Here is a 21,377-nt window from a genome sequence, read left to right on the forward strand (position 1 = left end):
CAGTCAGCTCGTCGCAGACGTCACCCCTCTTGCTATCGGCATGGCCGATAGCATCGCCGATGGAGACGCCATCAACTACGCCGCACAATTCTACGCCTCTGTCGCTAACGGGCAATCTGTTCGGTCGGCTCATCTCGCGGGTCAGGCCGCATTAGAACTCGCCGGACTGGACGGTCCCGAACTCCCGACCCTCGCCGCAGCTCCTGGCGTCGATCCCGCTACCACAATCCTGGTCTGGCCCGCCGACTGACCGCTGAAGCGATCCTGGGCGCGGGGCACACGCCGACGATCGCTCAAAGCACGTGTAAATGTATGTTGTTGCGCTGGTAAGTCATGCCAAGCACGTCAGTAATTGCCTGCCACGACCGGCCGACGTCGCGTTCGGGCATGACCGCCTCATTGAGGGCGCGCTCAGCCGCGCGGGCACGTGTTTGCGCAACCCTGATCGTCGCGAGGAGGGGATCATCGACCGTGGACACGGGATCCGGGTCGTCTCCGTTACGGGCGCTCTCGACCTCGTCGAGCATCTCCTCGGCAATCCTCACAACCCGCCTCCTCCCCCAGGATCCTTCGCATACTGGCATCACATGAAACTCGCCGTCGTCGTTGACACCAATCTCGCGCTGGCCGCCGGACCGCGGGAGTCCCATGATGATGGGATCCCCGCGTTCGGCGACCCCTGCACTTACCACTGAGGCTTCCTCGGCGCGCCTCCGCCACCTCTCCTCCGCGCTGACTGGGAATGACATCCGCCCAGTGTTTCGTATACGCTATTGGCGTGGGTAAGCGTCTTCTGCACGGCAAGACTGTCAGTGACGAGCAGATTCAGGCCTGGGCCGACGAGGCCGAGGCCGGTTACGACCTGTCGCAGCTGCCCAGGCCGCGCCGCGGCCGCCCTCCGGTGGGCGAGGGACCCGGCGTGGTCGTGCCGGTCCGGCTCGACGAGGCCACCCTCGCGGCGCTCACCGCGAAGGCCGAGGCTGAGGGCCTGACCACGCGCTCAGACGCGGTCCGAGCCGCCGTACAACAGTGGGTACACAGTGCCTGAACTGCACTCCTCCGCTCGCAAGCACTACCACCGCGACAAAACTCGACAACGACGCCCTTCACTACGCGGCCTCCCACGTACTGAATTCCCGTCCCCTCGACGACGAGGACGACCCACATCAGCGCTCTCGGTACGGGCGAGACTCTCCTGTCACACCCCTACGTTAGCCTCGTCCTGACAGCAGCTACCCCGGCAACACCCACCACCAGAACATGCCCATGTCCTCCTTGCTCCCCTCGCTCCAGGCCGAGCGTATCCGCAGCGCCGTCGTCGACTACCTGTCGACGACCTTCGCGCTGACCGACGCCGAGTCCCGCAGCGCCCTGGCCGACTTCCTCGAAAGCCCCGAGCGCGGGGTCTTCACCGGGCCCTTCGTGCGCCTGCGCCTGCCCTACCAGCCCTCCCGGGCCACCACAACCAGCGACTCCCCCCTGGACTGGGTCCCACCCTTCCCTCCCTACCGGCACCAGGAGCAGGCCTACCAGCGCCTGAGCACCAAGCGCCTCACCGCCGAGCGCCCCCGCCCTCAGCCCACCATCATCACCACCGGCACCGGCTCGGGAAAGACCGAGTCCTTCCTCCACCCCATCCTCGACCACGTCCTGCGCGCCCGCGGCCAAGGCATCACCGGCATCAAGGCGCTCATCCTCTACCCCATGAACGCCCTGGCCAGCGACCAGGCCCACCGCATCGCCCAGCTCATCACCACCGACCCCGCCCTGGCCGGTGTCACCGCCGCCCTCTACACCGGGGACACCACCGGCAGCGCCGACCAGCGCTCCCGCGTCACCCCCCAGGGCCTCATCACCGACCGCTACCACATCCGCCACAACCCGCCCGACATCCTCCTGACCAACTACAAGATGCTCGACCAGCTCCTCCTGCGCCCCGAGGACCAGGAGCTGTGGGCCGCCTCCGCGCACTCCCTGACCTACCTCGTCCTCGACGAGTTCCACACCTACGACGGCGCCCAGGGCACCGACGTCGCCATGCTCCTGCGACGGCTGGGCCTGGCCATCCGCGCCCACCTGCCCGCCGACGACCCCCTCCAGGAGACCTACACCACCTCCCCCCTGGGGCCCCTCACCCCCGTGGCCACCTCCGCCACCCTCGGCGACGACCAGGACCCCACCCGCATCCTCCACTTCGCCCACGAGGTCTTCGGCTGCCAACTCGACCCCAGCGCCGTCATCACCGAGACCCGCACCCCCCTGGACCAGTGGGCCGCATCCCACCTCCAGGCCGCCCAGGCCGCCGGCCTCCAGCCGCGAGCGCTGCACACCCTCAGCCCCGCCGACCTGGCCGCCCTCGCCGCACTGCCCGAGACCGCCCCCGACCCGAGCTCCCTCCTGGCCGGCGTCGTCGACTGCCTCCACACCCCGCCCGACCACCAGCCCCACCCAGCCGGCCCCACCGGCCCCACCAGCACGGAGGCCCCCAGCCCCACCCGGCCGGACGGCCCGCCCACCAGCCTGCTGGCCTCCGCCCTCCAAGCCCACCCCGCCATCCGGGACATCATCGAGGCCGCCCAGCAGGTCATCGCCCTGGACGACCTCGCCCTGCGCCTGCTCACCCCCGCCCAGCGCGAGGACCCCACCATGGCCCGCATGGCCCTGAGCACCCTGCTCGCCGCCCTGTCCGCCATCCGGGCGGGCCTGGAGGGCCAACCCGACCGCAGCGCCGTCAGTGTGGAGATCACCCTGTGGATCCGCGAGATCACGCGCATCGACCGGGCCCTATCCAGCCTGCCGGAGTTCCGGTGGGGCGATGACGAGGCCACCGCCTACACCACCGACCAGGACGCCCCCGCCCGCCCCGCCCTGTACTGCCGAGCCTGCGGGCGCTCCGGCTGGGGCATCACCCTGGCCCCCACCGGCCAAAGCGAGAAGGCCGACCACTCCACCGCCCGCCACGACCGCTTCCAGGGCTCCCCCCGCTTCCGCACCCTCCTGCACGCCCCCGGCGAGGAGGCCACCTACCTGGCCGCCCAGGCCGCCGGCGAGGAGCACCCCGAGGCGAGTGTGCCCGGCCTGCGCTGGTACTCCGTGGCCGACCGCGAGCTGCTCGCCCGCCGCCCCACCCACGAGGAGGAGGCCCGCGAAGGCCGCATCCTGCCCGTCCTGACCCTCACCGGCACCGATGCGGAGATCGCCGAGGGCTCCACCCGCGACCGCTGCCCCTCCTGCGAGAGCACCGACGTCATCCGCTTCCTCGGCTCCGCCGTCGCCACCCTGCTCTCGGTGAGCCTGACCACCCTGTTCGGCGACGAGCGCCTCGACGACGCCGAGAAGCGAGCCCTCGTCTTCACCGACTCCGTCCAGGACGCCGCCCACCGCGCCGGGTACGTCGATCAGCGCTCCCACACCATGAGCCTGCGCTCCGCCCTGCGCAGCGCCCTGACCACCCGGATGCCCCTGGAGGAGTGGGTGGATACGGCCATGGCCGCCGCGGAGGACGCCTTCGACCGCTACCGGCTCGTGCCCGCGGCCCTGACCCACCATCAGGGCTTCCAGCCCTACTGGGACGCCCGGGCCACCCGCGCCAAGAAGCGCTCCGCCACCACACGGGTGCGCCGCCGCCTGCTGTTCGACACCGCCCTGGAGGTGGGCCTGCAGACCACCTACGGTCGGACCCTGGAGGCCACCGGCTCCATCGCCGTCCACGTGGATGCCGGCGGCGCCCAGGACCTGGCCGCTATCGCCCACCAGGCCCTCGCCGGCCACGACGGCGGCCTGCTGCCCGCCTTCGCCCGCCTGCCCCAGCGGGACCTGCTGGCCTGGGCGCGCGGCACCCTGGAGCGCATGCGCCGCGACGGCGCCATCGACCACGAGTGGCTGACCCGCTACAAGAAGGAGGACAGCGCCCGCACCTGGATCTGGTACAAGCGCAAGCGCGAACAGGGCCAGCCCGCCTTCCCCTCCGGCCGCACCGCTCCCGCCTTCCCCCAGGTGGGAGGGCGGCCCAACCCTCGCTACAGCGCGGCTGTTCCCGTGGCCTCACCCCAGTCCTGGTACGCCACCTGGACGCGCAAGTGCCTGGGCATCAGCGCCCACCACGCCGCCCGCCTGGCCCCCGCCCTCCTGGAGGCCCTGGCCCAGGCGGGCATCCTGACCGCCACCGCCACCAGAAGCAAGGGGCGGGTCTACGCCATCCCCGCCGGCCGCGTCCTGGCCGCCCCACTGGGCTCCAACCAGCCGGGCCCCACCCACACGGACGCCGGCGATCCGGTCCCCACCGCCACGGGCGGGCTGCTGGTGTGCTCCACCTGCCACAGCCAGCTGCCCGTGGCACCCGCCATCGTCGCCCAGCTCGACGGCGCCCCCTGCCTGAGCGCCCCCTGCCACGGACGCCTGGAGGCCCAGCCCCACCCCCGGCACAGCTTCTACCGGGACCTGTACGCCGCGGGCCGGGCGCGGCGCGTCGACGCCCACGAGCACACCTCCCTGCTGGCGCCGCAGGAGCGCGAGCACGTCGAGACCGGCTTCAAGCGGGCCGCCCAGCGCCCCGGCGACCCCAACGTCCTGGTGGCCACCCCCACCCTGGAGATGGGCATCGACATCGGCGACCTGTCCACCGTCATGCTCGCCTCCCTGCCCGAGACCGTCGCCTCCTACATCCAGCGGGCCGGGCGGGCCGGGCGGCGCAACGGCTCAGCCCTCACCCTGGCCTACGTCCCCGGGTGGAGCAGCCAGCTGCCCCACTTGGCCGACCCCCTCCACCTGCTCAACGGCTCCGTGGCACCGCCCTCCACTTATCTTGGGGCCGAGGAGATCCTGCGCCGCCAGTTCCTCGCCTCGGTCATCGACCACATGGCCCGCCGCCAGGACCCCACCGTGCCCGGCACAGGTAGCCGGTCCCACAGGGCCAGCACCGCCCTGGGCTCCACCGCCGAGGGCTCCTTCATCGCCGCCCTCCTCGACCTCATCGAGCGCGACGGCACGGCCCTGGCCGCCGCCTTCACCGCCACCTTCCCTCACTCCACGCCGGGCCTGGGGCGCCTGGCCCCCTGGGTGAGGGACCGCGAGCAGGGGCCCGGCCTCATGCTCCACCGCGCCGCCGCCGAGCACCACCGCGAGGCCGAGGCACTGCACCACCAGATCACCCAGATCGAGGCCGCCCTCCCCGACCTCAAGACCACCGCCGAGATGCCGGGGGCCAGCGAGGAGGACACCCGGGCCTGGCGCTCCGCACAAGCCGCCCACACCGCCGCCATCAAGCGCGTGAAGGACCTGAACGAGGAGTACTGGATCTCGGCCCTGGAGCGCCGCGGGGTCCTGCCCAACTACGCCCTCATCGACGACTCCGTCCTGCTCGCGGCGCGCGTGTCCTGGCGCGATCCCGACTCCGATGAGGTGACCACCGAGCCCCACGACATCAACCGCCCCTCCCAGCGGGCCCTGGCGGAGCTGGCCCCCGGCGCCACCTTCTACGCCCACGGCATGGAGATGGGAGTCGACGGCATCGACGACTCCGATCTGTCCTTGAGCGCCCAGTGGTGGCTGTGCTGCGAGGCCTGCGGCTACGTCCACACCCACCCCGCCCAGGAGGCCGCCCCCACCCCTCCCCCGCACTGCCCCCGCTGCCTGAGCACCACCATCGCCGACATCGGGCGGGCCCGGCGCGTCATGCCCCTGACCCGCGTCTTCGCCGACGTCACCAAGGACGACGCCCGCATCGGGGATACCAGCGATGAGCGCATCCGTGCCCGCTTCGAGGTGCTGCCCCTGGCCGACTTCGACCCCGGGCGCATCCAGCGCCAGTGGAGCGCCCAGGGAACCGGCTTCGGGCTGGTGCGCTACCGCGGCCTCGCCCTGCGCTGGCTCAACACCGGACAGGCCACCAGCGGGCACAGCGTCGAGCGGATCGGGGGCAGGCCCCAGACCGGCCACGGCTTCCGCCTGTGCGAGGCCTGCGGCAAGCGCGACACCGACACCGGCACCAGCTCCCCGCGCGAGCACCGCCCCTGGTGCCGGTACCGCAACGACCCCGCCGAGCACGTCATCCAGCTCGGCCTCATGCGCGAGCTGCGCACCGAGGCCATCGCCCTCATCCTGCCGCTGGCCTTCGACGCCGACCATCCCGCCACCGCCTCCCTGGGCGCCGCCGTCCTCCTGGGCCTGGAGCTGGTCTCCGGCGGGGCGCCGGCCCACCTGGACATCACCACCGCGCCCCACCCCACCGAGGGCGGCGACCCCGGCGAGACCCGCCCCGCCCTCCTCCTGCACGACACCATCCCCGGAGGCACCGGCTACCTCACCGACCTGGAGGCCCCCAGCGCGCTCTGGAACCTCCTGGTGCGCGCCGCCCAGCACCTGGAGGCCTGCCCCTGCCGCCACACCAGCACCCACATGTGCCACCACTGCCTCCAGCCCTATGCGGGCACCACCGGCAGCGGGGTCTCGCGGGCCGCCGCCCTGCACGCCCTGCGCCAGATCCTGGGCCTGAGCGAGCAGGACACCATCGCCGACCTCAACCCCGGCCACCCCCAGTGGACAGTCCAGAACGCGCCCGTGGCCCACGGGGACGGCGAGAGCCCCCTGGAGGCCCGCTTCCGCGTCGAGTTGATCCGGCGCCTGGAGGCCAGCGCCTCAGTGAGAACCGTCCCGGACCGCTCCGGCGCCCCCGCCCTGGAGATCGACGGCGGCCGGTGGCGCATGCGCCCCCAAGTGGATGCCGCCGGATCACGGCCCGACTTCATGCTGGAGCCCTCCAGTGGAGCCGCGCTCGCCCCCACCGCGGGCGGGACTCCCATGATCGCCGTCTTCACTGACGGCTGGACCTACCACGCCAGCCACGAGCACAACCGCCTGGCCGAGGACGCCGACAAACGCGAGCGCCTGCGCTCCCAGGGCTACCGGGTGGTCAGCCTGGCCGCCGCAGACCTCGACGGCGCCTGGAACCCGCCGTGGCTGGCAGACCCGGCCGTCACCATGCTCAAGAACGGCGCTGTGGGGGCCGCCAAGGCGGGGTCCGTGACCGACCAGAGCGTCGAGGTCTGGCGGGGCGGGCCCATGGCCCTCCTGGAGGACATGATCCTGGGCCTCGGCACGGCCGGCGGCAGCCCCCACGGGCACGGCACTGGCGCGCTGGGCGCACTGGCCGACAGCGCCTGGGGGCCGCTCATGGTGGGAGCCTCCCTCGGGGCCCTGTCCTATCAGCCCTTCCGCCCCGGCAGCTTCGACGCACTGGGGCAGGCCGCCGCATGCCTGCGCCCGGGGCTCGCACTGCCCGAGACCGCTGACACCGGTGCCGGCTCCAGTCCTGGTTCCATGGCCTCCGGATCGCTGTTCATCTGGCCCCACCTCGTCCTGGCAGTGCGCCTCAACGGGGCCTCGACCGCGCAGATGGCCCTGGTCCTCGACGACTCCGCCCAGGCCATCGAGGACCCCGCCCACCGCGAGGCCTGGCTCACCTGGCTGCGCCTGGGCAACCTGCTGCCCCTGGCCGACACCCCGGTGACGATCACCACCGCGGGCCGGGCCGTGGAGGAGCTGGAGGCCAGGGCCCGCTTCCTGCCCGTTGCCCTGGCCGACCCCGCCGCCGGCCCCCGGGAGAGCGCCCACGTGGCAGACGAGGTGGAGCAGGCTGCGGCGAGGGCCCCGGGGCGGGCTCACCGACCGGACCCCAGCGCCTCCCCCACCGCTGCTCCCCGCCCAGGCGGCACCCCCGCAGGCTCACGCGCTCCTGCCGGCCATGGCGCCCCTCCAGGTGCTCGCCCCGCACCAGGCCAGGAGTCCCCCGCGCAGGCCTTCCACCGGCTGGGCTGGGGAGCCGTCGACCGCGAGCTGACCGACGCCGGCGTCCTGGCCCTCCTGCCCCACCTGGCGGCGCAAGGAGTGGCCCACGAGGCCGATGGGCAGGAGCTCGAAGGAGGCATCATGGCGGACCTGTCCTGGGAGGGCGGGCGCGTCGTCGTCCTGGCCGAGGCCGGTCAGGACGACGCCGAGGCGCTGGAGCGGGCCGGCTGGCATGTGGTCATCGCCGGCCAGGACCCCGCCGCAGCCGCAGAGCAGGTCGCCGCGCTCCTGGGCGCGGGGGGAGACGGGACTGGCGGGCCCACCGGTCCCGGGCCCCAGTGAGAAGGAGGCCGCATGAGCATCCCGACCACCGCCGTCGCCGCCCCGGGAGGAGAGCGGCCCGGCAGCACAGGCAGCGCCAGAGGCTGCCAGGAGTGCCACCAGACGGACCGCCCCCACCGACCCACACCCGCCACCGCACCGCCCCTGCCGGGAAGGTATTCATGTCGGCGCTGCGTGGAAGACTGCTGAGGCAGGTAAGGAGACTGACATGCCCTCGATCGTCATGCCGAAGGCAGCACCCAAGGACGCCCAGGCCAAGGACCCCTCGATCAGGGCCAAACTGGGGCCCTTCCTCATCAAGCTCGCGGAGTCCGACGCCTCCTCGGGCCTGCACGTCGAGCCCATCGCCGGCACCGCGGACCCGCGCGTGCGCACCGCCCGCGTGGACAAGTTCTACCGGGCCGTCCTGTTCAAGATCGACCAGGGCGACGACCCCATCTACGTCCTGCACGGCATCTGGGCCCACGACGACGCCATCAAGGAGGCCAAGCGCGTAACCCTCAAGGTCAACCCGCGCAACGGCGCCACCGAGGTCACCCGCGTCTCGCAGGCCGTGCTCGACAGCCAGGAGGAGGTGGAGCGGGCGGAGCGCCAGGCCCGCGAGCGCCTGGCCGCCGCAGCGCGTCAGAGCCAGGAGATCAACGCCCAGGCCGCCCGTATCGAAGCCGACAACACCCGCACACGCACCCAGCTCAACCAGTCCGGCGGGCCTGGGGCCCCCTCAGCGGCCCCGCCCTTCACCGCAGCGCAGGGCGGGGCCGCTAGCCCCGCCGGCGCCGTCGAGGCCATCACTGTGGAGCCGCGCGACCCCCGGCCCCACTGGCCCGCGGGGCTGAGCGCGAAGGTGCTCCATGAGGAGCTGGGGCTCGATCTCCCCCTGGCTGCGGCCGCCCTGGCTGCTGAGCGGGAGTCCCAGCTGCTCGACCTCGCTGCCACCGCCGAGGTCCCCTGGCACGGTGATGCCCTGCTGTCCCTGGCCACGGGCGCCACCCTGGAGGAGGTGCGCGAGGACTACGAGCTGATCCGCCCCCCAGAGCATCCCGCCAGCCAGCCCGACGAGGACGCCGCCCTCGTGGCGGGCCTGCGCACCAGGGCCGCGCGCTCCACCTTCACCTGGGTGGAGAGCGACGAGGACCTGCGGCGGGCCATCGAGGGGCTCAGCTTCCAGCAGTGGCAGCTCTTCCTCCACCCCAGCCAGCGCACCCTGGTCGAGCGCCGCACCAGCGGTCCCATGCGCATCAGCGGGGGCGCCGGGACCGGCAAGACCGTCATCGCCGTCCACCGCGCCAAGCAGCTCGCGGCCCGCGACACCCAGGAGGGGCAGGAGGTGAGCGTGCTGCTGACCACCTTCACGCGCAATCTGGCCGACGACCTCCAGCGCCAGCTCACCCGCCTGGATGCCGCCCTGCCCCTGTCCACCGGGCTCGGGACTCCCGGCATCATGGTCAGTGGCCTGGACTCCCTGGCCCTGGCGATCCTGCGCGGCGCAGGTGAGGCCATCGCGCCGGTGGCCAACGAGGTGCTGGGCCTCCCGCGCACGCAGGTTCTGGCCAACGCCCCCGGGCAGGTGTGGCGCGAGGTCCTGGCCATGGCCGGGGACGTGCTGCCAGACCGGCTGCATTTGGAGGACTTCCTGGCATCGGAGTACGAGCTGGTCATCCTGCCCCAGCGGATCACCACCCTGCAGGCCTACCTGCGGGTGCGCCGCCCGGGACGGGGCGTACCCCTGGACCGGCGCAAGCGCGCCGCCGTGTGGAAGGCCATCGAGATCTACCGCGACCGCATGGCCTCCCTGGATCTGACCACCTTCCCCGAGCGCCTCGCCCTGGCAGCCGCCTGGCTGGACCACCAGGCCGAGGCCGGGCAGGCGCGGCCCTTCAGGCACGTCATCGTCGATGAGGCCCAGGACCTCACGCCCGTCCACCTCCAGCTGCTGCGGGCACTGGCCGCCCCCGGGCCCGACGACCTCATGCTCGCCGAGGACTCCCACCAGCGCATCTACGGCAAGAAGATCATACTGAGCCACTACGGGATCCAGGTGCGCGGGCGCTCACGACGGCTGACCCGCAACTACCGCACCACCCGCCAGAACCTCGATGCCGCCTTCCGGATCCTGGATCCGGGCAGCTATGAGGACATGGAGGGGCAGGCCGAGGAGCACCACTACCTCTCCCCGCGCAATGGGCCCCAGCCACAATTGCTGCCTGCGGCGGACCGGGTCGAGGAGCTGGACAGGGCTGCGGCGCTGCTACGCCAATGGCTGGAGCAGGACGAGGGCCTTGAGGACGCAGCACCGGAGACCATCGCCGTGCTGGTGCGCGAGCGCAACCAGCGCGACGCCGTCGTCAACGGCCTGGCCGGGCGCGGCCTGGAGGTGCGGGCGGTGGACCGGGGGGCTGTCGGGCGCGGGCGGCCAGTGGTGATGACCATGCACCGGGCCAAGGGCCTGGAGTTCCGCAAGGTGCTGCTCTTCGACGTCTCGGCAGCCTCCATCCCCCGCAGCCTGCACGACCAGTCCTACTCCCAGGCCGATCGCGCCGACGCCGAGCTGCGCGAGCGGTCCCTGCTCTATGTGGCGGCCACGCGCGCCCGCGACCAGCTGGCGATCTCCTGGAGCGGGCAGGCCAGCCCGCTGCTGGAGGAGCTGGTGCCCCGCACCACGTGACACCGGCGGTCGAGCGCCGCACTCGCAGCCAGCGCCCTCGACGCCGCACCGCCGCGCCCGCGGTCTCGTACCTTCGCTCTCGATCTCGTCCCTCCAACCTACGAGATCAAGGCCGAAGGTACGAGACGGGGGCCTTGGGGGCAGGCCGATCGAAGATCCCGCCCCCGCGGGGGCCCGCCTCACAGGTAGGCGGCGCGCAGCTCCTCGGGGCTGCGGGGGGACAGGTCCGCCAGCGTCACATCGAAGACCGTGCACGCCCCGGTCTGCCCGCGCCCGGCCATCCTCGCCGCCGCGCGCCCCATGGCCACCACCACCGAGCCGGTGAACTCCGGGTTGGAGGCCAGCTGCAGCTCGAAGGACATGGTCTGGCCCACCCCCGCGGAGGTCTCTCCCCGGCGGACCACCAGTCCCCCATGGGGAAGACCATGGTGCTCGGCGGCCATCTCCTCGGCCGAGATGAAGGAGATGGAGGTCTCGTAGTCGGCGAAGTAGTGGGGCATGGTCGCGATCTCCCGCTCAATGCGCTCCAGGTCGGCGCCCTCGCGGGCCACCACATAGCACTCGCGGCGGTGCATCGAGCGGGTGGTCAGCTCCACCTCATCACCGGCCCGGACCGCCTCGACGGTGCTCTCCACCGGCAGGGTGTACTGCCTGGCATCCACCACCCCCTCCACGCGGCGCACCGCATCGGAGTGCCCCTGGGAGACGCCGGGGCCCCAGAAGGTGGTGGTGGCGCCGTCGGGCAGGATCGCCTCCCCCAGGACCCGCAGCATGGAGAACAGGCCCGGGTCCCAGCCGGTGGAGATGAGCGCGAGGTTCCCGGCCTGCCGGGCGGCGGCGTCCACGGAGGCGAAGTAGTCGGGGATCTGGGCGTGGATGTCGAAGGAGTCCACGGTGGTGAAGTGGGCGGCGCTCGCCGGGCCCTGTTCGGCCAGGTCGGTGGCCGAGCCGCCGCAGTTGAGGCAGACATCCACGCGGTCGGCCCACTGGGGCATGTCGTCCACATGGGCCACCGGGGCGCCCTGGGTGGTGATCGCGGCCGGGTCGCGCCGGGTGAAGACGACGACGAGCTCCATGTCCTCGGCCTTGGAGATCGCCTGCTCGGCTCCCCGGCCGAGATTCCCGTACCCGTTGATTGCGACCCTGATCATGAATCCTCCTGGCTCGTTGGCGCTCTGGCGGCAGGCGCCGCCGAGGCGTAGGGCTCAGTCTCCCACCGCCGGCCGGTCGGCGCGCGGGCCGTCTCACCTCCCGCTCGCCTCCCGGGGCGCAGGCGTCACCCGGCGCGACTGCGCAGCAAGGAGGTGGCCAGCGCAGGAGTGTCATCACAGAGGTCGAGAATAGATTACTGACAGCCCCACCTGGTTTACTCAAAAGAGACCATGGGAAGGTCTACGACCCCAATTCATACGACTCCCCACGGCCTACAATAGGAGGGCGCTCACCCCCTCCCAATGCCTTGCACGCACTCCTCGAACGACGCTGTCGAGGAGGTGATTCCTGCGCGATTGAGATCTCGACAGTCGAAAGGAATGCCATGAAGAACATCCACCAATCCGTGATCGGGGCACTGGCGGCAGCCTCACTTCTCTGCGGCGCCTCCACCGCCGCCGCCGATGAGCCGACCGTCCCACCGCCGTCACCGTCCGCCGAGGCTTCGGCCCCCGCAGGCGACCCCCTCCCCGAGCCCACCGCCGATCCGGGCGACGGCGAGCAGGCCCCACCGGCCGACGACGCACCCCCGGCGCAGCCCTCGGCCGAGCCCTCCGCGCCAGCCGAGCCGGCAGAACCCGCGATCAACGGCTGGAGGAGCGAGGGCGGGCACTGGTACTACTACGCCGACGGCGTCCGGCAGACCGGCTGGGTCACCGACAAGGGAGTCTCGTACTACCTCGGCGCCGACGGTGCCATGGCCACCGGCTGGACCAAGGTCGATGGGCGCTGGTACTACCTGAGGGACAGCGGCGCCAAGGCCACCGGTTGGGCCAAGGTCGGCGCCAGCTGGTACTACCTCGGCACCGACGGCGCCATGGCCACGGGCTGGGCGACGATCCAGGGCTCCCGGTACTACTTCCACCCCGATGGCGCCTTGGCCTCGGGGTGGACGAAGGTGGGAGGCACCTGGTACTACCTCGGCGATGGCCGCGCCGCGACGACGGGCTGGGCGAGGATCGGCGGGAGCTGGTACTACTTCGCCTCCGACGGCGCCATGGCCACGGGCTGGGCGAAGGTCGGCAGCTCCTGGTACTACCTCAACGCCAATGGGTCCATGGCCACCGGATGGACCAAGGTGGGCAGCACCTGGTACTACCTGAAGTCCGACGGCGCCATGGCCACGGGCTGGTCGAAGATCGGCGGAAGCTGGTACTACCTCAAGGCCGACGGCGCCATGGCCACCGGGTGGACCAAGGTCGGCGCCAGCTGGTACTACCTGCGGTCCAACGGATCGATGGCCACGGGCTGGATCCAGGTCGGCGGCTCCTGGTACTACCTCAACTCCTCTGGGGCGATGCTGTCCAGCACCTGGGTCGGCGACTACTACCTCACGGGCAGCGGCGCCATGGCCTCGGGCGGCTGGGCGATGGCCGGGAGCACCTGGTACCGCTTCCACAGCAACGGCCGCTGGCTCAGCGTCTACTCGGGCACCTACACCTGCCTCAGTCACGCGCCGATCAAGGGCAACAAGGACAGCATGATCTACCACATGCCCGGACAGCGCCACTATGACCGCACCAAGGCCGAGGAGTGCTTCGCCACCAGGTCGGATGCGGAGATCGCGGGCTACCGGGCCGCCCGGGTCTGATACCGCGGACGCCGTGGGCCCGACCGCCGCAGCGGGCCGCTGACGACGACCGCCACAGGCGGGGCCGCTTGGCGGCATACGAGTGGGGTGCGCTCCACGATCCGCGTGATCGTGGAGCGCACCCCACATGTGCGGCCCGGACCAGGAGGGGGCGAGGGACGAGCACTGCGGGAACCTCCACAGCCGTACATATAGGCACCATCATAAAGTACGACCACACCGTAGTGTGACACTAATCTATCCACACTTATTGGACACGTGAGACAGAACGGTGACAGGAACTCCATGAAACCGAGACCGCGAAGGCCCCATCGATAGCGAAATGAAAGCAGGCATACTCATACACTATCCGCGCACCCACCTTTCCGCGCAGAATCTCAACGATGCTCCCTGATCACTGAGGAAGCGTGGAGTCGTGGCTGATTGTTCTGCCCCCTGGAAGGAATCCCATGAAGCGCCTTCAGAAATCTGCCATCGGAACGCTCGCAGCAGTGTCTCTCATGTGGGCGGCGATCCCCGCTGCCGCTGGAGACACGAGCGGAGAGGCGACCGGCGGCCCGGCTGCCGAGACCGCTGCGACGTCGGAGAGCCCGGCTGGACCCGAGGCTGAGCCCCCGGCCGTCCCCGGTCCCGAGGACGCCGACCCTGGCTCCGAGACCGACCCCGAGCCCCGCGACGAGGCCACGGGCGACGCCGACCCCAAGGCCGAGGCCACCGACCAGGCCAGTGACAAGGCCACTGACAAGGCTGAGCCCACTGACAAGGCCACCGACAAGGGCGAGCCCGAGGGCGAGGCCACCGCCGAGCCCTCCAAGAAGCCCGAGGAGCCCCAGGCCGAGCCCACCGACAAGGCTGAGCCCACCGATAAGGCCACCGACAAGGGCGAGCCCGAGGGCGAGGCCACCGCTGAGCCCTCCAAGAAGCCCGAGGAGCCCCAGGCCGAGCCCACCGACAAGGCTGAGCCCACCGATAAGGCCACCGACAAGGGCGAGCCCGAGGGCGAGGCCACCGCTGAGCCCTCCAAGAAGCCCGAGGAGCCCCAGGCCGAGCCCACCGACAAGGCTGAGCCCACCGACAAGGCCACCGACAAGGGCGAGCCCGAGGGCGAGGCCACCGCTGAGCCCTCCAAGAAGCCCGAGGAGCCCCAGGCCGAGCCCACCGACAAGGCTGAGCCCACCGACAAGGCCACCGACAAGGGCGAGCCCGAGGGCGAGGCCACCGCTGAGCCCTCCAAGAAGCCCGAGGAGCCCCAGGCCGAGCCCACCGACAAGGCTGAGCCCACCGACAAGGCCACCGACAAGGGCGAGCCCGAGGGCGAGGCCACCGCTGAGCCCTCCAAGAAGCCCGAGGAGCCCCAGGCCGAGCCCACCGACAAGGCTGAGCCCACCGACAAGGCCACCGACCAGCCGTCCGCTGCGCCGTCGGCCACCGCGGCCCCGAGTGCCTCGGCTCAGCCCTCCGCCCCATCGCAGGAGCCCTCTGAGAAGCCCTCTGAGAAGCCCTCGGAGAAGCCGGAGGAGAAGGTCACTGGCTGGAAGAAGGAGGGCGGCCACTGGTACTACCTGGAGAAGGGTGAGAAGAAGACCGGCTGGGCCAAGGTCGACGGTACCTGGTACTACCTCAAGGCCGACGGCGCCATGGCCACCGGCTGGGCCAAGGTCGGCAACACCTGGTACTACCTCAAGAGCTCCGGTGCCATGGCCACCGGCTGGAGCAAGGTCGGCGACACCTGGTACTACCACACCCCCTCCGGCTCCATGGCGACTGGCTGGAGCAAGGTGGGCGACACCTGGTACTACCTCAAGAGCTCCGGTGCCATGGCCACCGGCTGGGCCAAGGTGGGCAACACCTGGTACTACCTCAAGGCCGACGGCGCCATGGCCACCGGCTGGGCCAAGGTCGGCAACACCTGGTACTACCTCAAGGCCGACGGCGCCATGGCCACCGGCTGGGCCAAGGTCGGCAACACCTGGTACTACCTCAAGGCCGACGGCGCCATGGCCACCGGCTGGGTGAAGGTCGGGGACACCTGGTACTACCTGAACTCCTCCGGCGCGATGGTGACCAACACCTGGGTTGAGGGCTACTACCTCCAGGCTGACGGCTCCATGGCCACCCGCTGATCAACAGCCGGCGCCGCGCTAGGGCGCATGTGATGAGCCGGGGGAAACCTGCGGTTGTCAAGCGCACGAGCGAAGCGGGCACGGGCTGATAGCCCGGTGTCTCGAGCCCGAGAGGCGGGCCCTGAGCAGAACCACTGCTCGGGGCCCGCCTTCGCGTGCGCGGCGGTGTGGTCTCAATGGCCCACCACAGGGCGTTGCTGCTGACCGGCCTTACGACCCTTGGGTACCTCACAGCCCCCGGTGCTGAAGCCCGACGACGCGCATGAGCCAGGCTTCAGGGGGTGCGTCGTGGTCACAGGGCCGGCCACCACCCGCCCGGCCGGTCAGCGCGATACTCGCCCTGACCTGGTCGAGCGGCGGTTCGCAGCAGAGCGTCCTCATCAGCTGTGGGTCGCTGACATCACCTATGTCAGGACGCTGTCGGGGTTGTGCTACACCGCGTTCTGGGGTGGGTGGTGTTTCTCGGACAGGGGAGGATTTTCGTCCTCCTTTGATTCAATAGGATGGAGCCATGTCGAGGGCGAAGTACTCTGATGAGTTCAAGGCACAGGTGGTGCGCGAGGTGATCGAAAAGGATCGCACGATCGCGTCAGTGGCCGCTTCCTACGAGCTGGCACCCCAGACAGTTGGCATCTGGGTCGCGAAGTACAAGAAAGAGCATGGCAGTGCCGGCAGTGCCGAGGAAAGAGAAGCGGCTACAGAAGCCGTGGAAGCAGCTCGTTTGAAGAAACAGGTCCGCGAGCTGCAGCAGGGATGCGAGCTCTTAGAGGAAAGCGGCGGCCTGGCGGGTGCGTCTCGTAGTGTGGTGGTAATTCCTGTGGTGCCCGGCTCGTCGTGGTTGGGGTTGGTGGCCTGTGCTGGAGGGGTGGGCATCGTGGGGTCCGTGTTCGTCGACCAAGATTCACAAGGAGTGTCCCCACGATGCCCAAGAACCAGTCTGCCGTGTCCGTGCTGATCCGGGAAGTCCTGGACGACCCCGGCCTGGCCCATGACGAGGTGTTCCGCCGGATGCTGCAGGCCGGCCTGCAGGACCTGGTGGACGCCGAGGCCGCCGCCGTGATCGGCGCGGCGCCCTATGAGCGCACCGAGCAGCGCACCAACAGGCGTAACGGCAAGCGCGCCAAGACCTTGGACACCACTGCCGGAAGCATTGAGCTGGCCATCCCCAAGCTGCGCACCGGGTCCTTCTACCCCTCGCTGCTCAACCCTCGCAGGCGGGTCGACAAGGCCCTGTACGCGGTGATCGCCACCGCCTGGGTCGAGGGGGTCTCCACCCGCAAGGTCGACGACCTGGTGCGGGCCCTGGGCTGCGAGTCGGGGATCTCCCGCTCGACGGTCTCGCGGATCTGCAAGGAGCTCGACGAGGCCGTCGGGGAGTTCATCTCACGCCCGCTGGACCACGACTGGTTCCCCTACCTGTTCCTGGACGCCACCTACCTGGACGTGCGCATCGGGCGCCGGGTCGTCTCCCAGGCCATGGTGGTGGCTACCGGCGTGTCCGGGTCCGGTAACCGCGAGATCCTGGGCATGGCCCTCGGGGACGCCGAGACCACCGACTTCTGGACCGGTTTCCTGCGCTCCCTGCGCCAGCGGGGATTGAGGGTCTCCAGCCCAACCGACCCGCTGGGGGTCGCACTGGTCACCAGTGACGCCCACGCCGGCCTGAGGGCCGCGGTCAAGGCGATCCTGCCGGGCGCGGCCTGGCAGCGGTGCCGCGTGCACTTCGCCCGCAACGTCACCCAGACCGTGGGCTCAGCCCACTCCAAGCCGGTCAACGCCCTGATCTCCACCGTCTACGCCCAAACCACCCCCCAGGCCGTGGCAGCGCAGTACAGCAAGGTCGTTGACTCCCTGAGCGAGTCCTTCCCCCAGGTCGCCCAGATGCTCACCGACGCCCAGAGCGACCTGACCGCCTTCGCCGCCATGCCCCGCGAGCACTGGCAGAAGATCTGGTCCAACAACCCCATCGAGCGCCTCAACCGCGAGATCAAGCGCCGCGCCGACGTCGTCCAGGTCTTCCCCGATCGAGACAGCGCCACCCGCCTCATCGGCGCCATCCTGCTCGAGCAGCACGAGGAATGGCGCTACGCCGAACGCCGCTACCTCTCCCAGACCTCAATGAACCAACTCGCCACCACCCTGACCACCGACCAACCCACAGCGACCACCATCACCCGATAGAACACTTACACCACACAAAAAGACTTGACCGGCCTGGCTTGCGAAGGAACAGCGGTGAGCCAGAGGTACGCTCTCACCGGTCGCGAAGAAGGCAACTACCCGATCGCCTCGATGTGCCGCTGGGCGAGGGTGTCGCGCTCGGGATACTACTCCTGGAGGGATAGACCACAGTCACGCAGGGATATCAGGAGGCAGGAATTGGCTGCCATGATCGAGACCGAGTTCAAGGCCTCCGATGGAACCTACGGCTACCGTCGTATCACCGCCGCCCTGGAGCGCCGGGGCGTGAGCGTGCACCGTGACACCGTGCGCGGCCTCATGCGCCAGGCCGGCCTGGTCGCCGCCTGTCCACGCCGAAAGGTCCGCACCACTACCCCGGCCGCCGACCTGGGAGTCAGACCCGACCTGGTGGAGCGCGACCACCGCCCCTAAGGCACCGGGAAGGAAATGGGTGGGAGACATCACCTATATCCGTACCTGGAAGGGATTCGTCTACCTGGCCACCGTGCTGGACTGCGCCACGAGGAAGGTCGTTGGCTATGCGCTGGCGGATCATATGCACACCTCCCTGGTGTGCGACGCCATTGATATGGCGGTGCGCGGGCTACCCTACCATCCGAGGTAAGACGATCTTCCACTCAGACAGGGGGTCCCAGTACACATCGGAGAAATTCTCCAAGCACCTGGGCGCCTACGGCATTCGTATGTCGACCGGCAGGACCGGAGTGTGCTGGGAGGGCGCCTGGGCGGAGTCCTTCAACGCGACGCTGAAGAACGAGAGGGTACACCGTATGGTCCACTCCACCCGCAAGAAGGCCATCAACGATATTGCCTCATGGATCGAGCTGACCTATAATCACACCCGGCTGCACTCGGCCCTGGGATACGCACGCACCCAACGAGGTCGAACGCGAACTCCTGGGGGACCAGAAAGCAGCCTAACCAATACAACAACCACAGTCCGAAAAACATCAATAATTCCAGACACTCCCAGTTTTCCTCAGCACTTCAACAACCACCACACCGACACCTCACCCGTCGGCAAGAGAGGTTCAGTCTACGTCTTCAGCTTCTTCCGCAGCCATCGCAGCAGTTGAGATAAAGAGGTGGTGTTTGTCATCGGACTCAAGGTAGGAAATGAGATGCTCGCGCAGTGCGTCCATCCCCTCGTAGTAGGTCCTGAAGGGCTCGGACCGGACTGACGCAACATCCGCACTCGAAGGGATAGGGAGAACGATCTCGCGGTAGCGTGTCCCCACATCCTCACGGTTCGTCTGCATAAACACGATACGTTCCCACTGTCTCCGCACCGCCTTCAGCGTAAGAGCCCACAGAAGGTAGAAGTTATCGAACGGAGCCTGGTCAGTGGCCCGAAGAATCAGCATCTCCTTCGTTAGCACGACATGCTCCTGGCCAGGCATCAAGACAGCGAATTCGCCGATGTTCTTACTGGTGCGGATTGGGGTGATGAGATCCCATTGACGCAGGCCGGACTCCGTACCCTTCCAGAACTTACGAGCGACGACCTCACTCACTCGGTTCGTTGGATTGATATTAATCTGCCCTGCACGGATATCAGAGACCTTGATGTAGGGGACCGTCCCGTGGCGAAAATCTGCTGGCGGACTGCCGTGGCCGCTCAGGGTTTCGATCCACTCGTTATCGATGAGCTCCTCGATCGTGAACTCATCGTAGTCTACCATCTCAGGATGACGCATCATCGCCTCGAAGTCGGCCATAGGGCGTGCATCGAAGTATGCCGGGACTGCCATCAGTCGATCGGTGAGCTCACCAACATCGACCCACCGCCCCGTAGCCGTGGCCTCACCGGCCTTGAGGCTCCGCACATCATTGAGGAGTTTGTCGTCGATAACGTCAGTGCGCTCCCCCGTGGTCTCGTCAATGATGTAGAGGTCCTCGCCATCCTTGTTAATACCGACCGTCGGCGCGTAGGAAACGAACACCCTGCCGCTTGTGAACCAAGCCGGCTTATGAATCATCGGCGATCACTTCTTCTCAAATACGTAGAGATTAGTCTTAGCTCGACAGAAGCCTTGGAAGGCCTCCATCGGAATATTGAACACTCCGCGGAGTTCGAACCGTGGCTCTAACCAGTCCGGCAACCAGCGGTAGGTCGAGGAAAAGAAATACGTCTCTGGCAGGATGATGCCGAGACGACCGCCGCTCATCAGGAGCCGGTGGGCGCGCTCGAGAAAGATGAGGCCGATCTCAAGATCGGCGTACCTCCCCCTGGCCTGCTTGGCAATCGTATAGCCGTTCACACGCGAGTCCGCTGCACTCACCTTAAGGTTTTTGCCGAACGGAGGATTCGTGATGACAACGGTGAACGAGCCATCCTTCAGCGGCGTCTCGAGGTAGGGATAGTCCGTTTTCCAGCGGTTCTGCCGGATCGAATCTCCTACATGGATATTGACGGAACCATCCCCTAAACTCACCATAAGTGCACGGGTAAGCTTGACGTTGATCGAGTCCTTGTCCACCCCGAACACCTGCCGGTGCGCCCACGTACGAGCCTGCGCCTCGGCACGTCCGCCAGTGCCTTTGTTTAGGATAGACAGGAACGCCTCGACCAAGAACCCACCTGTACCGCACGCCGGATCGATAATCTTGTCTGTGGGCTGAATGTCCAGGACCTCAATACTGGCCTCGATGACACGGGCAGGCGTGAAGTACTGCCCCTCTCCCGCCTTGAGATTAGCGCGCCGAAAGACCTGGAAAGCCGAAGAGATAGCTTCAGGCCTCACTGCCAGCAGGTTCAGAGCAGATAACTCGAACACAACCTCAGCAATCGTGTCGTCGTTGAGGATGAGGTCGGCATTGTCATCCTCTGCGAAGATCTCAGACCTGATGTTCTTGAGTGCCTTGAAGTCCTCGCGCATCTTGCGTGCAGTGTATGCGCTCCCCGCATCATTGAGCTGGAACGCCAGCGTCTTCTGATGGTCATACTCGCCGTTGGTGTCCGACTCCAACTTCAACAGCAGCAGGTTGCACAGCTGATCGAGCTGGACGTCCGACCTCGTGGCGCGACTATCTCTGGCAACGACGACATCGAGGAGTCGCTTGAAGACCGACCGAAGCTGCCTACCCGAAGGGACTTTCAAGTCCTCGAACTTGAGCGGCTGTTTGGAGGCCTTCGTAAAGTTCTCGCCTGGGTGGGGCACACCGCGGTTTTTGAAGTGCTGGAACCCACCGTCAGGAAGCTTGTAGACGCGAACATCATCTATCCCGTTCGTCCAATACCCCATACGAGCACGTGGCTCACGCGCGAGGTAAACCTCAAGTTGCGAAATTCCAGCACTGATATCGGGGGCCTTGAACTCACAGATAACAAGCAGGTGCTCCCACGACCCGACTGTGGAGGCGTCCTCGAAGATCACGAGGTCCACCGGCCATGAAGCAAAGGAACGTCCAGCTTCACGATTGGCAGCGTCGTGTGGTGACTTCGGTACCCGCCACT

At 68.8% G+C, this 21,377-nt stretch carries 13 protein-coding genes and 4 pseudogenes; 13 read left to right on the forward strand and 4 right to left on the reverse strand.

Going from position 1 to position 21,377, the window contains the following annotated elements:
* Positions 1-293: 293 nt before the first annotated feature.
* Positions 294-749, reverse strand: coding sequence for a hypothetical protein (locus MANAM107_RS03370; RefSeq protein ID WP_223911126.1), 456 nt, complete (start codon positions 747-749; stop codon positions 294-296).
* A 29-nt stretch (positions 750-778) separates the two neighbouring features.
* On the opposite strand from MANAM107_RS03370, the gene MANAM107_RS03375 reads away from it, so the two are divergent.
* From MANAM107_RS03375 to MANAM107_RS03395, 3 genes are all read left to right on the forward strand, one after another.
* Positions 779-1,048: a ribbon-helix-helix protein, CopG family gene (locus MANAM107_RS03375; protein ID WP_223911129.1), complete on the forward strand. Its 270-nt coding sequence runs from the start codon at positions 779-781 to the stop codon at positions 1,046-1,048.
* Between the two features lie 218 nt (positions 1,049-1,266).
* Complete coding sequence (locus tag MANAM107_RS13040; protein WP_263421919.1) at positions 1,267-8,127, forward strand: DEAD/DEAH box helicase; 6,861 nt, start codon at positions 1,267-1,269, stop codon at positions 8,125-8,127.
* Between the two features lie 208 nt (positions 8,128-8,335).
* A complete protein-coding gene (locus tag MANAM107_RS03395; RefSeq protein WP_223911132.1) occupies positions 8,336-10,792 on the forward strand; it encodes a UvrD-helicase domain-containing protein in 2,457 nt (818 codons plus the stop codon).
* 179 nt (positions 10,793-10,971) lie between these two features.
* On the opposite strand, the gene MANAM107_RS03400 is transcribed toward MANAM107_RS03395, so the two are convergent.
* The gene (locus tag MANAM107_RS03400) at positions 10,972-11,943 is read right to left on the reverse strand and encodes a diaminopimelate dehydrogenase (RefSeq protein WP_223911135.1); all 972 of its coding nucleotides are present in this window, start codon (positions 11,941-11,943) and stop codon (positions 10,972-10,974) included.
* A gap of 386 nt (positions 11,944-12,329) precedes the next feature.
* On the opposite strand from MANAM107_RS03400, the pseudogene MANAM107_RS13335 reads away from it, so the two are divergent.
* The 10 genes and pseudogenes from MANAM107_RS13335 to MANAM107_RS03435 form a co-directional block, all read left to right on the forward strand.
* Positions 12,330-12,881 (forward strand): annotated as a pseudogene (locus MANAM107_RS13335) (hypothetical protein); the annotation flags it as partial.
* 60 nt (positions 12,882-12,941) lie between these two features.
* A pseudogene (locus tag MANAM107_RS13340) lies at positions 12,942-13,418 on the forward strand (cell wall-binding protein); the annotation flags it as partial.
* 99 nt (positions 13,419-13,517) lie between these two features.
* Positions 13,518-13,595 (forward strand): annotated as a pseudogene (locus tag MANAM107_RS13345) (sunset domain-containing protein); the annotation flags it as partial.
* 500 nt (positions 13,596-14,095) lie between these two features.
* Positions 14,096-15,718 carry a cell wall-binding repeat-containing protein gene (locus MANAM107_RS13160; RefSeq protein WP_223912826.1) on the forward strand — a complete coding sequence of 541 codons (1,623 nt, stop codon included), beginning with the start codon at positions 14,096-14,098 and terminating at the stop codon, positions 15,716-15,718.
* 300 nt (positions 15,719-16,018) lie between these two features.
* Positions 16,019-16,162 (forward strand): annotated as a pseudogene (locus MANAM107_RS13210) (IS3 family transposase); the annotation flags it as partial.
* Between the two features lie 67 nt (positions 16,163-16,229).
* Positions 16,230-16,673 carry a transposase gene (locus MANAM107_RS03415; protein ID WP_223911141.1) on the forward strand — a complete coding sequence of 148 codons (444 nt, stop codon included), beginning with the start codon at positions 16,230-16,232 and terminating at the stop codon, positions 16,671-16,673.
* Positions 16,640-17,899, forward strand: coding sequence for an IS256 family transposase (locus MANAM107_RS03420; protein ID WP_223911144.1), 1,260 nt, complete (start codon positions 16,640-16,642; stop codon positions 17,897-17,899). The genes MANAM107_RS03415 and MANAM107_RS03420 overlap by 34 nt, the downstream gene beginning before the upstream one ends.
* A gap of 207 nt (positions 17,900-18,106) precedes the next feature.
* Positions 18,107-18,331: an IS3 family transposase gene (locus MANAM107_RS03425; protein ID WP_263421920.1), complete on the forward strand. Its 225-nt coding sequence runs from the start codon at positions 18,107-18,109 to the stop codon at positions 18,329-18,331.
* A gap of 19 nt (positions 18,332-18,350) precedes the next feature.
* Entirely contained in the window at positions 18,351-18,524 is a 174-nt protein-coding gene (locus MANAM107_RS03430) for a DDE-type integrase/transposase/recombinase (RefSeq protein ID WP_223911147.1), read from the forward strand.
* Positions 18,525-18,603: 79 nt separating this feature from the next.
* Positions 18,604-18,996 carry an integrase core domain-containing protein gene (locus tag MANAM107_RS03435; RefSeq protein WP_223911150.1) on the forward strand — a complete coding sequence of 131 codons (393 nt, stop codon included), beginning with the start codon at positions 18,604-18,606 and terminating at the stop codon, positions 18,994-18,996.
* Here MANAM107_RS03435 and MANAM107_RS03440 read toward each other — a convergent pair.
* Together MANAM107_RS03440 and MANAM107_RS03445 are read right to left on the reverse strand one after the other, a co-directional pair.
* Positions 18,952-19,863 carry a restriction endonuclease subunit S domain-containing protein gene (locus tag MANAM107_RS03440; protein WP_223911153.1) on the reverse strand — a complete coding sequence of 304 codons (912 nt, stop codon included), beginning with the start codon at positions 19,861-19,863 and terminating at the stop codon, positions 18,952-18,954. The two genes, MANAM107_RS03435 and MANAM107_RS03440, sit on opposite strands and share 45 nt — an antisense overlap.
* 42 nt (positions 19,864-19,905) lie before the next feature.
* The gene (locus tag MANAM107_RS03445) at positions 19,906-21,306 is read right to left on the reverse strand and encodes an HsdM family class I SAM-dependent methyltransferase (protein ID WP_223911156.1); all 1,401 of its coding nucleotides are present in this window, start codon (positions 21,304-21,306) and stop codon (positions 19,906-19,908) included.
* Positions 21,307-21,377: the final 71 nt, after the last annotated feature.

The organism is Actinomyces capricornis (assembly GCF_019974135.1).
GTDB classification, from domain to species: Bacteria; Actinomycetota; Actinomycetes; order Actinomycetales; family Actinomycetaceae; genus Actinomyces; species Actinomyces capricornis.

Coding starts and splice junctions, on each gene's coding strand:
- MANAM107_RS03400 (WP_223911135.1), bottom strand. CDS start 11,943: ATGATCAGGGTCGCAATCAACGGGTACGGGAATCTCGGCCGGGGAGCC.
- MANAM107_RS13040 (WP_263421919.1), top strand. CDS start 1,267: ATGTCCTCCTTGCTCCCCTCGCTCCAGGCCGAGCGTATCCGCAGCGCC.
- MANAM107_RS03370 (WP_223911126.1), bottom strand. CDS start 749: ATGTCATTCCCAGTCAGCGCGGAGGAGAGGTGGCGGAGGCGCGCCGAG.
- MANAM107_RS03420 (WP_223911144.1), top strand. CDS start 16,640: ATGCCCAAGAACCAGTCTGCCGTGTCCGTGCTGATCCGGGAAGTCCTG.
- MANAM107_RS03425 (WP_263421920.1), top strand. CDS start 18,107: ATGATCGAGACCGAGTTCAAGGCCTCCGATGGAACCTACGGCTACCGT.
- MANAM107_RS03415 (WP_223911141.1), top strand. CDS start 16,230: ATGTCGAGGGCGAAGTACTCTGATGAGTTCAAGGCACAGGTGGTGCGC.
- MANAM107_RS13160 (WP_223912826.1), top strand. CDS start 14,096: ATGTGGGCGGCGATCCCCGCTGCCGCTGGAGACACGAGCGGAGAGGCG.
- MANAM107_RS03395 (WP_223911132.1), top strand. CDS start 8,336: ATGCCCTCGATCGTCATGCCGAAGGCAGCACCCAAGGACGCCCAGGCC.
- MANAM107_RS03435 (WP_223911150.1), top strand. CDS start 18,604: ATGTCGACCGGCAGGACCGGAGTGTGCTGGGAGGGCGCCTGGGCGGAG.